This is a genomic window from Comamonas sp. A23, assembly GCF_004522605.1.
In the GTDB taxonomy this organism is placed as follows: domain Bacteria; phylum Pseudomonadota; class Gammaproteobacteria; order Burkholderiales; family Burkholderiaceae_C; genus Comamonas; species Comamonas thiooxydans.
In genome coordinates, this window is the sequence record NZ_RSDT01000002.1 from 680,228 (window position 1) to 694,351 (window position 14,124).

A 14,124-nucleotide genomic window follows, 5' to 3' on the forward strand; every position below is an offset into this window, starting at 1 on the left:
CTCAGCTGCCGGTGCCCGCCAGCAGGCCGGGACAAACCGTGATGCAATACAGAAAGCTCTGCAGCAGCCGGTATTGTCCTAAGGCCGGCTGCAAATCCCTTGCCCGGGGCACAATGCCCTGTTAAAAAACAAGGGTTAACCCTTAACTCACTGTATGCGCACCACCATGAAATTGCTCTCTGCCGTTCTGGCCGTTGCGGCCGCCACCGCGGGAACCATGGCCTTTGTCGGCATGAGCCATGCCGAGCAGATCGGCGCCGTGGACACCGTCTTCAAGTGGATTGGCCCGGATCACAAGATCGTGGTCGATGCCTATGACGACCCCAAGGTGCCGGGCGTGACCTGTTATGTCTCGCGCGCCAAGACCGGCGGCATCAAGGGCGGCCTGGGTCTGGCCGAGGATCGCTCGGAGGCGTCTATCGCCTGCCAGGCCACGGGCAATATCCAGTTCCCCGCACCGCTCAGGCAACAGGAAGAAGTGTTTACCGAGCGCACCTCGCTGCTGTTCAAGCGCCTGCGTGTGGTGCGCATGGTGGATGCCAAGCGCAACGCACTGATCTATATGACCTACTCGGATCGGGTAATCGAGGGCTCGCCCCAGAACAGCGTCACAGCCGTGGCCGTGCCCCAGGGCACGGCTATCCCGTTGAAATAAAAATCAGAGCAGGCTGCGTTTGTGCAGCCTGCGTTTGATGCAGTTTTAGCTCAAGGCCAGGCCCCGCGACTTACTGACTGAAAGTCAGGCCACCCGCGTCCAGCGCCGGCGGGCGCAGCAAATCCTCGTTCACGCCCATGGCCTGGCTGGCGCGTTCCACGGCCTGCCAGAGTCCGGCAGGCATCTGCAAAATGGCCTCGGGGGACTGCGCATCGTCGATCCAGTGGCTGATCTGCAGATGCTGTTCATGAGTGAGCAGGTCCAGGTGCAGCATTTCATCGATGGTTTTCATGGTGTTCCTCCCTGCTTGTGAAAGTCGGCGCTGTGCAACCCGCGCTCGACTTGTCTATCCAATATAGGGGCAAAAACCGCCGCCGCAAGCAAAATCATTGTCAAGAAAACCATAGCTGTCTGCGACTGTCATTCAAGCGCTACAGCATGTTTGGCGCTTGGGCTACGGACGGCTCGAGCGGAGGCTGCTCGCCGGCCTTGCAGGCATCGACAAAGGCCTGCAGCGCAGGCGAGCGGCGCTTTCCGGCGCGCTGCACCAGTGAGAAGTTGCGCCACATGCGCGGCAAGGTGGTGGGCAGGATTTCCAGCGCCCGAGCCTGCAGCTGTGACTGCACCAGCACGCGCGACAGACAGCTGATGCCCAGCCCCTGCTCGACACAGCGCGCAATCGCCTCGGAGCTGCCCAGCGTGGCGCTTGCAGGCAGCTGGTGCAGATGCGGCAGCAGCGCATGCTCGACCATCTCGCGCGTGCCAGAGCCCGCCTCGCGCAGCAGCCATGCCGCCTTGCGCAGCGCTGCCACGCCCAGCGGCTTGCTGCGCGCCAGCTCGGCCAGCGGGTCCTGCGGCGATGCCACGATGACCAGTTCGTCGCGCAGCCAGGGTTCGACCTCCAGACCCTGCCAGTGACTGCTGCCCTCGATCAGGCCCATGTCGACCTCCATGGCCAGCACGGCTTCGCCCACTTCCTGGGTATTGGCGATCTGCAGGTCCACGCGCACCAGCGGATGCGAGCGTGCCAGACGCGCCAGCACTTCGGGCAGCGCATAGGTGCCGATGGTGGTGCTGGCCGCCACGCGCAGGCGCACCGGCATATTGGCCGCACGCGCGGAAAACGTCTGCTCTATGCCTCTGGCCTGCTCCAGCACGCCCAGGGCCTGGGGCAGCAGCGCACGACCCGCATCGTTGAGCACCAGGCGCTTGCCCACGCGCTCGAACAGCTGCACGCCCAGGCCTTGCTCCAGCTGCTGCAGCGCGGCACTGGTGGCCGACTGCGAAAGCGCTACGGCCTCTGCGGCCGCCACCGTGGTACCGCTTTGGGCCACGGCGCAGAAGATCTCGAACTGACGCAAGGTGAGGTGCAGCATGACGATGATTCGTATATTCGTATCGATGACAGCAGGCTCGCCAGCAGCCCCTGCCTGCCAGCAGAAAACGGGCAGCCCGGCCATTCGATAGCGACTCAGGCCGTCAATGATTGAGTCGAATTGCAGGCGCCAGAAAGCCCAATCTACCTGTTTTATAGGTTGTTCTTACAAAAACTATTAGTTATACAAATATAACCAAGAAATCTAAAGTGATCTCCATGCCGGCAATCAGACCTGTTGTCTTGCCTGCTGCGAAAGGTCACGATGAACACTACAACACTGAAAAACTCCGCACCCTCGCAAGGCTGGATGCACAAGACCGGCGGGATGATTCCCGGCCTGCTGCTGGCGGGCGCCATCGCTGCCGTGGCCACCTGGGCCGCGCAGTTTCCGGCCATCAAGAACAACGGCCTGAGCGCGCTGACGCTGGCCATCATCATCGGTTTGCTGGTTGGCAACACCGTCTACCCAGCCATTGCCAGCCAGTGCGCCAGCGGCATCGCCTTCACCAAGGCCCGCCTGCTGCGCACCGGCATCGTGCTCTACGGTCTGCGCCTGACCTTCCAGGACATCGGCCAGGTCGGCATGGCCGGCGTGGTGATCGATGCGCTGGTGCTGTCCAGCACCTTTTTGCTGGCGCAGTGGATAGGCCAGAAGCTGCTGGGCATGGACAAGCGCACCACCATGCTGGTGGGGGCTGGCGCCTCCATCTGCGGCGCTGCCGCCGTGCTGGCCACCGAACCCGTGGTCAAGGGCCGTGCCGAGGACGTGGCCGTGGCCGTGGCCACCGTGGTGGTGTTCGGCACCATAGGCACTTTTCTCTACCCGGCGCTGTTCCACTGGAATGCCGAGTACGGCTGGATAGACACCAGCATGCAGCAGTACGGCGTTTTCGTCGGCTCCACCGTGCATGAGGTGGCCCAGGTCGTGGCCGCCGGCGAAGCCATAGGCAGCCAGGCTGCGGACACGGCCGTGATCGCCAAGATGGTGCGCGTGATGATGCTGGCTCCCTTCCTGCTGGTGCTGTCCATGTGGCTGACGCGCAGCGAACGGGCCCTGGGCGTGAACGACGGCCAGCCCGGCAACCGGATCACCATTCCCTGGTTTGCCGTGGGCTTCGTGGCCATGGCCGGCGTCAACTCCCTGGGCGTGCTTCCCAAGGAAGCGGTCAGCGTCGGCATTCAACTCGACAACGCGCTGCTGGCCCTGGCCATGGCCGCCCTGGGCCTGACCACCCATATCCGCGCCGTGCGTGCTGCCGGCACCCGGCCGCTGATTCTGGCCCTGGCTCTGTTCGCCTGGCTGCTGGTCGCCGGCCTGGTATTGAATCTCTGGATTCCAACACTGTTTTGATAGCTGCTATCGCCTGACTGGATTAGAACTAGAAAATCTACAGGTCTGAAACCCTTTGAAAGAGAGCGCTTGTCGCTCTCTTTTTTTATGCTGCACGACATCAAGGGAATACCCTAGATATCAATGCAGACTCAATTAATTTGAATTGCAAATTAATTGCAAAAGCATCAAAATTTCATCCATGTCTTTTGCCGATGCACCTTCCCGCGACCGCCTGGGCTTTCTCATGGTCACCCTGACCCGCCAATGGCGGCGCTTTGTCGAAGAACAGCTGGCCGCCAGCGGCCTGACCGACGCCACCTGGACGCCGCTTCTGCATCTGCGCGCCTGGGGCGACGGCGTGACGCAAAAGGAGCTGGCCGAGCGCGTGGGCCTGGACGGCTCCAGCCTGGTGCGCCTGCTGGACATTCTCGAAGGCAAGGGCTGGGTGGAGCGCCGCGCCGATGCAGCCGACCGCCGCAGCAAGCGCATCTTTCTCACGGCCGAAGGCAATAGCGCCGTGGACAGCATCCGCGCCACCATGCTCGAGGCCGAGCTCAGTCTGCTGCAGGACCTTGAGGACTCCGAGGTCGAGGCCATGCTGGACGGCGTCAACAAGATTCGCGCCCGCATCGAGCAGATGCACGAGCAGCGCTCAGCCCAAGCCCAGCCCGACACCGAGGAGCGCGCATGAGCGTGGCTGCCTACGACCGCCTGCTGGAGAGCGCCACGCGATGGGGCTTTGACAGCGCCCGCCTGCGCCAGCATCTGCGCACGGCTTTTGCAGCCTGTATTGCCGTGTTCGCCGCCTGGGCCCTGGGGCTGGAACATCCGCAATGGGCGGGCATGACGGTCTGGGCCGCCTCCCAGCCGCTGCGCGGCCAGTTGCTGGAGAAAAGCTTTTTCCGTACCACGGGCACGCTGGTCGGAACAGCCGCCGGCGTGGTGCTGGTGCTGGTGGCCAATGGCGATCTGCTCTGGCTGGTCACGGGGCTGGCGGTGTGGATAGGCATATGCGCGGGCCTGGGCAATCTGCAGCGCAGCTTTGCCTCCTACGGCACCATGCTGGCCGGCTATTCGGCCTCCATGGTGGCCCTGCTGGACAACGGCAACCCCGCCCATGTCTACGCACTGGGCTGGGATCGTTTGTTCACCGCGCTGACCGGCGTGGCTGCCGCCCTCGTCGTGGGCTGGCTGTTCACGCCCGTGGGCGCTGAAATCCCCGGCGACGGCAGGGTACGGCGACTCTGCGCCCGCCTGCTGCGCGACATCGCGGACGCCGCACAGGCCACGGCCAGCGGGCATAGCGCCCTCAGCCCCAGGGACCTGGCTGAGCGACTGGCCGTGATGGCTGCCATCGAAGAAGGGCTGGACCCACATGCCGCGGGCTCGCAGCGTTCGCGCCGCGCCGTGCGGGCGCTGCGCCGCCTGATCAACACCCAGATTTCGGCCCTGCTCTGGCTGCGCGACAGCACGGGCAAGACCATCACCCCGGCATTCACGCCTGCGCAGGCCCAGGCCATGACGGCCGCGCTGGAGCAGGCCGCCATGCTGCTCGAAACCCAGCCCGCACCGCTGGCCGCCATCGACGCCATCGCCACGGCCCGCAGCGCCGCCGCCGGCTGGGGTCATGCCGAGGAGATTCTGGGCAATATCGGCCTGGCCCTGCAGGCTCACTTTGTGGCTGCCAGCGACCTGACTCTGCCAGCCCACCATCGCGCACGCCAGTTGCCCGTGGTCCTGCACAGCGACTGGGTGGGCGCGCGCCGGGCCATGCTGCGGGCCTTCAGCTCCATTTTTCTGGTCGGCCTGATCTGGGTCGTCACGGGCTGGCATGGCGGCGCCTTTATGTTGCTGGGCCTGTCGGTGATGATCACCGTGTTCTCCTCGTTCGAGAACCCGGCCTTCACCATGCGCTTTGTGATTCTGGGCCAGGCCATGGGCGCGGGCGTGGCGCTGGTCTGCCAGTGGTTTGCCTGGCCGTTCGCCAACAGCCAGCTGCAGATGGTGTTGATGATGCTGCCCTTCATCTTCCTTGGCGCCCTGCTGCTCAGCCACCGCCGCACCACGCTGTACGGCTTTGACTGCAATATGGTGATCCTGCTGGCGCTGTCGCCGCATTTCCCCTACCAGCTCGATGTGGGCCACTCGCTGTCCATGGCCTTTGCCATCGTCACCGGCCCGCTGGCCGGCTGGGCGGCCTATCGCTTCATCCTGCCCGTCACCGCGCAAGGCAGGCTCAACGGCCTGCGCGCCATGATGGTTCATGAGTTGCAGGACATGGCCTGCGCCCCGGTGCACGCCCGAGACGTGCGCGTCTGGCGCGCCCGCCTCTATCACCGCCTGCTGCGCCTGGTGCGCGCCTCCGAAAAAGTCAGCGCCCCCGCCGTGCAGGACGCGGCCGACTGCGGTCTGGCCGCGCTGCGGGTGGGCAAGGCCGTGCTGATCCTGCACCAGCTGCAGGCGGATGTACTCCTGTCCGAAAGCAGCTTGCGCGGTGTGCGCAGCGCGCTGCAGAGACTGCAACAACTGCCCAGCGCTCCCGCCAGGGCCGTGCCGCTGCTGCAAGGCCTGGCCCGGCGCATACAGCAGCGCCAGCCCGAGCAGGCGCTGCAACTGCGGCTGGCCGCCCAGGACATCAGCGAGCATCCGGCCTTCTTTGCCTCCAGCGCCGCGTTGCGCTGAGCGCTTCAGCGGCCGCCCGATAGATGGGCGGCAATCGCCGCTTCGCTGACGTCATAGAGTTCAGCCAGCGCTGCGGGCGTGGCCACGGCGCGCGGCTCGCCCACGCCCAGCAGCCGCCCGTGGCCCAGCAAAGCGATCCGGCTGGCCACACGCAAGCCGTGCTCGGGCTGGTGGGTGGACAACAGCATGGCCATGCCCTGGGCGCTCAGCGCCTCGATCTGTTCCAGCACGCGGATCTGGTTGCCGAAGTCCAGGCTGGCCGTGGGCTCGTCCATGACCAGCAGCGCCGGCTCCTGCGCCAGCGCGCGTGCAATCAGCACCAGTTGCCGCTCGCCGCCGCTGAGCTCCGTGTAGCGGCATGCGGCCAGATGGGAGATCTGCAGCCGCTCCATGCAGGCCAGTGCCATGGCCCGGTCTGCGCCGGAGGGCCTGGCCAGCAGGGGCAGGCGCGCAGCGCGGCCCATGAGCACCATGTCCAGCGCCTCGAAGGCAAACACCCCGGCCTGGGCCTGAGGCACATAGCCGACGCGGCGCGCGAACTCCGCGCGCGGCCAGTGCTGCACCGGCTGGCCCTGCACCAGCACCCGACCCGCCAGCGGCGGCAACAGGCCCAGAACCGTGCGAAACAGCGTGGTCTTGCCGCAGCCGTTGGGGCCGAGCAGACACAGTACCTCGCCGGCGGCAATGGACAGATCCACCGCTTCGCTGACCACGCTGCGGCCATGGCCGGTACGCAGACCCTGCAAGTCCAGCACCGTCATCAGGTATCTCCTTCGCGGCGGCCCGTGCGGGCCAGCAGATACAGAAAGAATGGTGCACCGACCAGGGCCGTCAGAATGCCCAGCGGCAGCTCGATACGCGCCATGGTACGGGCCAGCGTATCGGCCGCGACCACAAAGCCCGCGCCCAGCAGGGCCGAGGCCGGCAGCAGGCGCACGAAATCGGGGCCGACCAGCAGGCGTGCCACATGCGGCACCACCAGCCCGACCCAACCGATGATGCCGGCCAGCGACACGGCCGCCGCCGTCCCCAGCGTGGCGCAAACCACCAGCACCAGGCGCAGCCGCCCGACCGGCACGCCCAGAGCCCGTGCCTCCTCATCGGGCAGGGCCAGCAGATTGATACGCCAGCGCAGCAGCAGCAAAGGCAGCAGGGCCGCCAGCATCACGGGCGCCGTGGCGGCCACTTCCTGCAGCGTCACGGCCGACAGGCCGCCCATGAGCCAGAAGGTGATGGACGGCAGCTGGGTGTTCGGGTCGGCCAGGGTCTTGATCAGGGCAATGCCGGCCCCCAGCAGGGCTCCCAGTGCAATACCGGCCAGTACCAACACCAGCACCGGATCGTGCCTGCGTACGCAGGCGCTGATAGCCACTACGACGGCCACTGCGACCAGTCCGCCGCCAAAGGCCAGCCACTGCACGGCAAACATCGACAGGCCCAGATAGATGGCGACGACGGCCCCCAGGCCGGCACCGGCCGAAACGCCCAGGATGTCAGGCGAGACCAGCGGGTTGCGAAACATGCCCTGGTAGGCCGCACCGGCTGCAGCCAACATCGCGCCGACCGCCACGCCGGCTGCGATGCGCGGCAGCCTGATGTTCCAGAGCACGGTTTCGGCCGCTGGCGGCAGCGGCGAAGCCGCCCCCGTGGCCCGCGCCCACAATGCTTCGACCAGTTGTGCCGGCTCGAGCGCAAACTGGCCCGAGCCCAACGCCCACAGCAGCACCAGAGCCAGCAAGAGCAGGGCCAAAAGCCAGCCCCAGGCTGTGCTGCTGCAAACATGGCCGCGTTGATGGCTGCGGCTTGCAATGCTCCTCAAAATAGAGCTGCTACCAATTACCCTGTCTGAGCTAGAGCCAAATAACTTCATAAAACCAAAGACACTCAGCGCGCGGCTTCCAGCAGCGCTTGCAACTGCGCCGACGACAGCTGGACGCCATAGAACAGCGCATAGAACTCGCGCACCGCCTGCTCCAGGGGCTTGGCACCCTGCCGCGCGAGCCGGCCCGGATGCAGTTTCTCGAGCAGCCAGCGCACGCCGATCAGCCGGTTCACACTGGGCGGGCCGTCCAGCCAGCCAAAAGGCAGCACGGGCGCACAGTGCACTCTGCCGCTGCGCACGGCGCTGATGCCGCGCCACAAGGGGTCCTGGCGCACGCGCTCTGCAAAACCCGCCTCCTGGGTCAGTATGACTTCGGGGTCCCAGGCCAGGATCTGCTCCATGGAAACGCGCGTGAGTCCGCCCCTGCCGGCCTGAGCTGCCACATTGCGGCCGCCCGCATACTCGATCACCTCGACATTGATGGAATCGGCCAGCCCGGTTTCCAGGCCGTTGGCGCCGCGCCCCAGATAGACGCGCGGCCGCGCCTGCTCCCCCAGCCCTGCGGTCACGGCGCGCACCAGTCTGGCCACTTCGTCGGCATGTCGGGCCAGGGTCTCGCCACGTTCGGACGCACCCAGCAAGCTACCGACCTCGCGCAGCTGGCGCGCATGGTCGCTCAGGCTGCCCTGCACCAGCACGCAGGCCAGGCCCGTCTGGCGGGCCAGACGTTCGGTGGCAGAGACATGGGTGGCGTCGGAGGTCCCGGAGTCCAGCACCAGATCGGGTTGCAGCGCCAGCAGCTTTTCAAGCGACAGCGTGCTGCCGCGCCCCGACAGGCGCCCCAGATAGGGCAAGGCCTGCAGCGGCGATCCCAGATGGGCGCGCGCCGCATCGCCAAGCTCCATGGGCCAGCCCAGCAGTTGCTGCGGCGCCAGCGCGGCCAGCAGCACGCCGGCCGGCGGACCTGAAGCGAAAACGCGACCCGGCCGTGCCGGCAGCGAGCCAAAGCGGGCTGCGATGACCGAGCCGCCATCCTGGGCCCAGGCCCCGGGGGCCAGCGTCGCAGCACCGGCCTGCAGCCATTGGCGCCGCGTCAGCATGACCGGTCTCCCTGGTCTTCGCGCTGCAGCTGCTGACGGCACCAGTGCAGCAGTGCCTGTTCGTCAACCGGCAGGCGCACGAAGGCGCCACCGGTAAAGCTCTGCCAGCCAGCCTCGTGGCGGGCCGCCACGGCCGTGACCACGGGAATGCCGGCCTCGACAAAAGCAGCGATCTCCTGGACAAAACCACCGCCTGCGGCTTCGAGCTGGCCGAAGCAGTTGACGACTGCCAGCTCCACACCATCGGCCAGTGCCTGGCGCAGCACCACGCTGGCCCGGGCCAGGGCCTGCGGATTGAGGCTGCAGGCCTGCGAGGCAGCGCCCAGGTCCTCGGTCATCTCGAACTGCTGGCCGCTGCGCAGATCCACGAGACGCATGCACTTGTTGCCATTGGCATAGCGGCTCTGGCGATGCACCAGCCCGCCCACCTGCCGGCCCGACTGTTGCAGCCGCCGCGCCACGCCTTCGAGCAAGTCCTCGATATCGTGCCGCTCATCGGGGTAAATCAATGCCGCCAGCGGCGGCGTCATAGCGGTGCTCATGCAGCTCCTTCGATCATGTCGGTCCATCGGCGCCGGTGTTCATGCCGGCGGGTACGCTGTCGCGCGCAAACACCCAGGGGCCGCCCGTGCCGCTGGCGGCTTCGAGTACATGCTGGCCGGCCGCCGACAACAGGTACTCGGCCAGCAGGCCCGCCGCCCGGCGCTGCTCCGGCGTGGCTGGATGGCGCGGGCCGGGCCTGAGCAGCACATAGGGTCTGCGCATCAGCGGATCGCCATGCAGCAGCAGCTCTATGCCGGGAGCGCCCATCTTGCCGAAAGCCAGGGGAATATGGCCGACCACGGCATAGGCCTGCTCGCGCGCCGCCAGCTCCAGCACGGCCTGCGGGCGCGGGCCGGTGTCGGCGCGCAACCAGCGCGCATCGGGTCGTATGCCACCGCGCCGCCACAGACGCTGCACCACGGTATAGCTGCCGGGGTCGCGCAGCGCGATGAAGGGCGAGCCGGTCTCGGCAATGCGCCGCAGCGCCTGCGTGCCGTCAGCGGCCGAACGCACGCCCGCAGGGTCCTGCGCGGGGCCGGCAATCACATGCTGGTTCCAGCCCCAGACGCGGGCCGCAGACGCCATGCCGCTGGCCTCCAGTGCCATGGCTTCGTCGCTGGCGTGGATCAGCAGCATCTGCGCCTCGCCGCGCGCGAAGGCGGGCACCACGCCTTCCTTGGGCGCGGCCGCCACGGTGGTGACCGGCATGGCCAGGGCCTGGCTGGCCTGCTCTGCCACGCGCGACCACACGCCGCACAGCACGAGTCCGCCCACGGCAGCCACCTGTACGCCGGTGCTCGCAGCGGGTTTTGCTCCCGCCGCCAGGGCGGGACCACCGGCCGTGCCCAGGGCAGCCAGACTGCGCAGCCAGTCACGCCTTGTCAGCGATGCCAGCGCTGTCCGAAGCAGGTATTCCATGGCCATCAGAACCGGTAGCCCAGATTCATGTACCAGCTGCGGCCAGGCATGGGCAGACCGTCAGCCAGCTGATACCACTTGTCGCCCAGATTGGCCACGCCGAAGTCCAGCGTGGTGTCCGGACGCGGCAGATAGCGCGCGCGCAGATTGGCCACGCCGTAGCCGGCCATCTGATAGACCTGAGCCTGGCCGCTGGCCGACAGCGGCACCTTGCGGCCCTGTTCTGCCTCCAGCTCGGCGCGCAGCTGCCACTGGGCCTGCGGATTCCATTGCAGGGCCGCTGTCAGGCGCTGGCGCGGCGTGTCCGTCAAGGTGATGCTGCGGTCGCTGAGGTTGGTGCGGCTCAGATAGGTGTAGCCCGCATGCAGAGTCCATTGGGCCGACAGTTGCTGCGCCAGCGACACCTCAAAACCGGCATTGCGCGTGCGTCCCACGTTCTGCGCCTGGTTGCAGGTCTTGCCGCCGCAGGCCGTGGAGTCCACGACCATGGTCTGGATCTGATCGCGCACCCGGCTGTAGAACAACGCCGCCTGGCCCTTGCCGCCCTGCCAGGGCTTGCCGCTCAGGCCCAACTCCAGATGGTTGGCCACCTCGGGCTTGAGGTCGGGGTTGGCCAGGGCCGTACCCATGCGTGCCGAATAGCGGTCCTTGATGGTCGCAAAACGGGTCTTGTGCGAGGCAATCAGATAGACCTCGTCGCCCTGGGCCGTGAGCGCATAGCTCAGGCGTGCCAGGCCGTTGGTGGCGCTGGTCGAGCCCGTGGGCCACTGGTAGACCTGCTTGGCGTCGCGCTGGTCATGGCTCAGGCCCAGCGTCAAGCGCCAGCGCTCGGCCAGGGCGATGTGATCCTCGAGCACCAGCGAGGTGGTCACATCGCGGTAGTGCTTCTGCGGGTCCTTGCCCGAGGCCGCGTCGGTGTGCTCGTCCTGCTTGTAGTGGAAGGCCGCATGCAGCTCGTGGCCGGAGAAGGCGTAGTTGACCCACTCCACGCTGGCCCCCTTGCTCACATCCTTGTAGCTGCTGGTCGGATCGTGGGCCGTGTAGCTGGCGTCCTTGTACATGTCGAGACCGTTTTTGTAGGTGTCGTGGTAGAGACGCGTCTTGAGCACATTGCTGCCGTTCAGACGGGTGGTGCTCAGGAAATACAGGCTGTCCTTGTCCCAGTAGGGCCAGCGCCAGTAGCGCACGGCGTTCTTCTGCGTGGACTGGCCGGTGTAGACGGGATTGCCCTTCTCGCCTTCCTGGCGCACATAGCCGATGGCGTATTCGTCCGTGGCATTGGGCGTGAGTCCCAGCTTGAAGGACAGGCGCTTGTCGGTGCGGTCCGCGTTCTCGCGCTTGCTGCCGGTATCGGTGGGCTGCTTCTTGTAATCCCTGAAGCCCCGGGGCAGAGGAAAGCTGTCGGCATCCAGGTAGGAGGCACCCAGCTGGTAGTACCAACTGCCCTGGTTACCTCCCAGGTTGAAGCTCGCCCTGCGCTCGCCGCCGCTGCCCACACCCAGGCGCACATCGCCTTCGAAGGGCTTGACCGGTTTGCGCGTGACCAGATTCACGGCACCGCCCAGCGTATTGGGGCCGTACAGCAGCGAGGCGCCGGCCTTGGCCACATTGATCTCGGCCAGGTCGAAGGTGGTGAAGCGGCCCAGGTCCACATAGCCGTCATAGGGCACGTACAGCGGCACGCCATCCACAAAAATCGGCACCTGGCGCGAGTCGAAGCCGCGCAGGCTGATCATTTCCTCGTTGCGGTTGTTGCGCGACAGGCTCACGCCGGGGAGATTGCGCACGGCATCGGCCACGGTGCTGGCGTTGCTGCGCTCCATCTCGGCACTGCCCACGCGCTGCATATCGCCGGCCCCGAGTTCCTCGGCCTCGCGCCGCGCGCTGACTTCCACCGTCCCCAGCGTGAAAGTCTGGCTGGCGGCTTCGGCTGCGCCCGCAGCTGCCACCTGGGCCCAGGCCGTGCCCATGGGCACGATGGCCAGCGCGCCCCACAACCAGCTGCGGCGAAGAACAAAACTTGGAGGATGGATCTGGGAAACCGTGGAGTGCAATGGCATGGCGCGGGCTGGAATTTGTTGTCGAATGTAAAAAACCGTCGATTCTAGCCACCGCTATTCATTTTTGGAATAACGATCGACAAACAGTCCCCATACGCCCCACGGCATACACATCCCATGAAAAAAGGCCACCCGAGGGTGGCCTTGCATCAAATGCCTTGCAGATTCAAACGCAGCTGATCGCCACGGCCTTGGCCACCAGATAGGCCTCCAGCGCCTCCGGGCCGCCTTCGGAGCCATAGCCCGAATCCTTGATGCCGCCAAAGGGCAGCTCGGCAGACGGCAGTGCCGGCTGGTTGATCCACAGCATGCCGGCTTCCACATCCTGCGACAGCTGGTGCGTCGTCTTGAGCGAGCGCGTGAAGGCATAGGCGGCCAGGCCATAGGACAGGCGATTGGCCTCTTGAATGGCGTCTTCGATCTTGTCGAAGCCGCGAATCGCCGCCACGGGGCCGAAGGGCTCCTGGTTGAAGATATCGGCCGTCAAAGGCACGTCGGCCAGCACCGTGGGCGCAAAGAAGTTGCCCGCAGAGCCAAAGGATGCGCCGCCCGTCATCAGCTTGGCACCGCTTTGCTCGGCGTTCTGGATCAGCTGGGTCAGCGCCGTCACGCGACGCGGATTGGCCAGCGGGCCCATCTGCGTGCCCTGCTCCAGGCCGTTGCCGACCTTCAATGCCTCGGCATGGGCCACCATGGCACGCGTGAACTCCTCGCGCACGCTGTTGTGCACCAGAAAGCGCGTGGGCGAGATGCAGACCTGGCCCGCGTTGCGGAACTTGGCCGCACCCGCGGCCTTGACGGCCAGTTGCACATCGGCATCCTCGGCCACGATCACGGGGGCATGGCCGCCGAGCTCCATGGTTGAGCGCTTCATGTGCTGGCCGGCCAGCGCCGCCAGCTGCTTGCCCACGGCCGTGGAGCCCGTGAAGGTCACCTTGCGGATTACGGGGTGAGCAATCAGATATTCGGAAATCTGTGCGGGGTTGCCATAGACCAGGCCCACAACACCGGCAGGAATGCCAGCATCGACAAAGCACTTGAGCAGGGCTGCGGGCGAGGCCGGGGTTTCCTCGGGCGCTTTGACCAGGAAGGAGCAGCCCGAAGCCAGGGCCGCGCCGATCTTGCGCACGATCTGGTTGACGGGGAAGTTCCAGGGCGTGAAGGCGGCGACCGGGCCCACGGGGTCCTTGATCACCAGCTGCTGCTGCTCGGGGCGACGCGAAGGCACGATGCGGCCATAGACACGCAGGGCCTCGTCGGCAAACCATTCGATGATGCCGGCGCCGGCAATGATTTCCACCTTGGCCTCGGCCAGCGGCTTGCCCTGCTCCTGCGTCAGCAGCGCGGCGATCTCGTCGGCACGCTCCTTGAGCAGAGCTGCGGCACGGCGCATGATGGCGCCGCGCTCATGGGCAGACACCTTGCGCCAGACCTGAAAGCCCTTGTCTGCCGCCGCCAGGGCGCGATCCAGGTCGGCAATATCGGCATGGGCCACACGGCCAATCACCTCGCCGCTTGCAGGGTTGCGCACATCAATTTTCTTGCCGCTGGCAGCGTCCTGCCACTGTCCGTCGATCAAAAGCTGGGTATCGGGATATGCAGTGCTCATCGCATGACTCATAGGTGTCGGCCG

General features: G+C 66.3%; 13 protein-coding genes. 4 read left to right on the plus strand and 9 right to left on the minus strand.

Annotation, left to right across the window (positions count from 1 at the left end):
- Window positions 1-154: 154 nt before the first annotated feature.
- A complete protein-coding gene (locus tag EIC84_RS07580) occupies window positions 155-655 on the plus strand; it encodes a CreA family protein (RefSeq protein ID WP_003061862.1) in 501 nt (166 codons plus the stop codon).
- 70 nt (window positions 656-725) lie between these two features.
- On the opposite strand, the gene EIC84_RS07585 is transcribed toward EIC84_RS07580, so the two are convergent.
- Window positions 726-947 (minus strand): hypothetical protein, encoded by a 222-nt coding sequence (locus EIC84_RS07585; RefSeq protein ID WP_003058848.1) that lies wholly within the window; start codon window positions 945-947, stop codon window positions 726-728.
- 139 nt (window positions 948-1,086) lie between these two features.
- A complete protein-coding gene (locus EIC84_RS07590) occupies window positions 1,087-2,031 on the minus strand; it encodes a LysR family transcriptional regulator (RefSeq protein WP_034361369.1) in 945 nt (314 codons plus the stop codon).
- 264 nt (window positions 2,032-2,295) lie between these two features.
- Between EIC84_RS07590 and EIC84_RS07595 the strand changes: the two genes are divergently transcribed.
- The 3 genes from EIC84_RS07595 (at window position 2,296) to EIC84_RS07605 (ending at window position 6,048) form a co-directional block, all read left to right on the plus strand.
- Window positions 2,296-3,384, plus strand: coding sequence for a YeiH family protein (locus EIC84_RS07595; RefSeq protein ID WP_034361302.1), 1,089 nt, complete (start codon window positions 2,296-2,298; stop codon window positions 3,382-3,384).
- 181 nt (window positions 3,385-3,565) lie between these two features.
- Complete coding sequence (locus EIC84_RS07600) at window positions 3,566-4,057, plus strand: MarR family winged helix-turn-helix transcriptional regulator (RefSeq protein WP_003061853.1); 492 nt, start codon at window positions 3,566-3,568, stop codon at window positions 4,055-4,057.
- Complete coding sequence (locus EIC84_RS07605; RefSeq protein WP_003061851.1) at window positions 4,054-6,048, plus strand: FUSC family protein; 1,995 nt, start codon at window positions 4,054-4,056, stop codon at window positions 6,046-6,048. Before EIC84_RS07600 ends, EIC84_RS07605 begins: the two co-directional genes overlap by 4 nt.
- Before the next feature lie 5 nt (window positions 6,049-6,053).
- On the opposite strand, the gene EIC84_RS07610 is transcribed toward EIC84_RS07605, so the two are convergent.
- The 7 genes from EIC84_RS07610 to EIC84_RS07640 form a co-directional block, all read right to left on the minus strand.
- Entirely contained in the window at window positions 6,054-6,809 is a 756-nt protein-coding gene (locus EIC84_RS07610) for an ABC transporter ATP-binding protein (RefSeq protein ID WP_003061849.1), read from the minus strand.
- Window positions 6,809-7,867 carry an iron ABC transporter permease gene (locus tag EIC84_RS07615; RefSeq protein WP_003061847.1) on the minus strand — a complete coding sequence of 353 codons (1,059 nt, stop codon included), beginning with the start codon at window positions 7,865-7,867 and terminating at the stop codon, window positions 6,809-6,811. Before EIC84_RS07615 ends, EIC84_RS07610 begins: the two co-directional genes overlap by 1 nt.
- A gap of 65 nt (window positions 7,868-7,932) precedes the next feature.
- A complete protein-coding gene (locus tag EIC84_RS07620; protein ID WP_003061846.1) occupies window positions 7,933-8,970 on the minus strand; it encodes an iron ABC transporter substrate-binding protein in 1,038 nt (345 codons plus the stop codon).
- Window positions 8,964-9,500 carry a DUF2478 domain-containing protein gene (locus EIC84_RS07625; RefSeq protein ID WP_003061844.1) on the minus strand — a complete coding sequence of 179 codons (537 nt, stop codon included), beginning with the start codon at window positions 9,498-9,500 and terminating at the stop codon, window positions 8,964-8,966. Before EIC84_RS07625 ends, EIC84_RS07620 begins: the two co-directional genes overlap by 7 nt.
- Before the next feature lie 25 nt (window positions 9,501-9,525).
- A complete protein-coding gene (locus EIC84_RS07630) occupies window positions 9,526-10,431 on the minus strand; it encodes a tungsten ABC transporter permease (RefSeq protein ID WP_237704397.1) in 906 nt (301 codons plus the stop codon).
- Between the two features lie 5 nt (window positions 10,432-10,436).
- Complete coding sequence (locus tag EIC84_RS07635; RefSeq protein WP_050788925.1) at window positions 10,437-12,401, minus strand: TonB-dependent siderophore receptor; 1,965 nt, start codon at window positions 12,399-12,401, stop codon at window positions 10,437-10,439.
- 256 nt (window positions 12,402-12,657) lie between these two features.
- A complete protein-coding gene (locus EIC84_RS07640; RefSeq protein ID WP_003061837.1) occupies window positions 12,658-14,100 on the minus strand; it encodes an NAD-dependent succinate-semialdehyde dehydrogenase in 1,443 nt (480 codons plus the stop codon).
- Between the last annotated feature and the right edge of the window lie 24 nt (window positions 14,101-14,124).